The organism is Streptomyces atriruber (assembly GCF_001418325.1).
GTDB lineage: Bacteria > Actinomycetota > Actinomycetes > Streptomycetales > Streptomycetaceae > Streptomyces > Streptomyces atriruber.
This window is the reverse complement of sequence record NZ_LIPN01000659.1, coordinates 1-1,196: the sequence shown is the minus strand read 5'-3', so window position 1 is coordinate 1,196 and position 1,196 is coordinate 1. Positions and strand designations below refer to the sequence as shown.

The following is a 1,196-nucleotide window of genomic DNA, read 5'->3' as shown; positions in this document are numbered from 1 at the left end:
CGGCCTCGCGGGCGCCGTCCGCGCGGACACCGTCTCCGGGAACGTCGAGGCGCAGGGCGTCACCGGCGACCTCCGCTTCAACTCCGTGTCCGGCGGCCTCACCATCGTCGAGGCGGCCGGACCCTCCGTCCGGGCCGACTCCGTGAGCGGCTCGATGATCGTGGACCTCGATCCGACGGGCACCCCGACCGACGTCGCCCTGACGAGCGTCTCGGGCGAGATCGCGATCCGGCTCCCGCATCCGGCGGACGCGGAGGTCGAGGTGGACACGGCGAGCGGATCGGTGTCGAACGCCTTCGAGGACCTGCGGGTCGGGGGCCAGTGGGGCGCCAAGCGGATCACGGGGCGCCTCGGCGCAGGCCGCGGGCGGCTCAGGGCGACGACGGTCTCCGGGTCCATCGCGCTTCTGCGCAGGCCGCAGATGGAGGAAGATCCTCGCGAGGAAGATCATTACGAGGAAGGTCCGCACGACGACAAGGGCCCCGATGTCCCCCTGGACGTCCCCCCGGAGGACGCTGTTCCGGCGGACGCCGCTTCGGCGGACACCGCCCTGACGGATGCCAGCCCGACGGATGCCGACCCGACGGATGCCGGCCCGACCCACAAGAAGGTGCTCTGAAATGCCCCCCGTGTTCGCCCACGGCCGCCTGCGCCTGTACCTGCTCAAGCTGCTCGACGAAGCCCCCCGCCATGGCTACGAGGTGATCAGGCTCCTGGAGGAGCGCTTCCACGGGCTGTACGCGCCGTCCGCGGGCACCGTCTACCCCCGCCTCGCGAAGCTGGAGGCCGAGGGCCTGGTCACCCACACCACGGAGGGCGGCCGCAAGGTCTACGCCATCACGGACGCGGGCCGCGCCGAGCTGGCCGGGCGCAGCGGCGAGCTGGCCGACCTGGAGCTGGAGATCCGCGAGTCGGTCGCCGAGCTCGCCGCCGAGATCCGCGACGGCGTGCAGGGCGCCGCGGGCGAGCTGCGCCGCGAGATGCGGGCCGCCGCCAAGGAGGCGCTGGCCCCGAACGGCGCGGAGGGCTGGCACCAGTCGAAGGAGGAGTTCAAGCGCGCCAAGCAGGGCTGGAAGGAACAGGCCCGGCGTGCGAAGGACGAGAGCCGCCGGGCCCGCGAGGAGGCACAGCGCGCCCGCCGCCAGGCCAAGGACGCACAGGATCAGGCCAACGCCCAGGCCCGGCAGGCCCAGGCG

The 1,196-nt window shown here is 73.6% G+C and carries 2 protein-coding genes; both read left to right on the top strand.

Annotated elements, in window-relative coordinates:
• On the top strand, positions 1 to 619 hold a 619-nt coding region (locus tag AOK03_RS39795; protein ID WP_157869231.1), incomplete at its 5' end, for a DUF4097 family beta strand repeat-containing protein.
• Position 620: 1 nt separating this feature from the next.
• A partial coding sequence (locus tag AOK03_RS39790) for a PadR family transcriptional regulator (RefSeq protein ID WP_167355708.1) occupies positions 621 to 1,196 on the top strand: 576 nt, incomplete at its 3' end.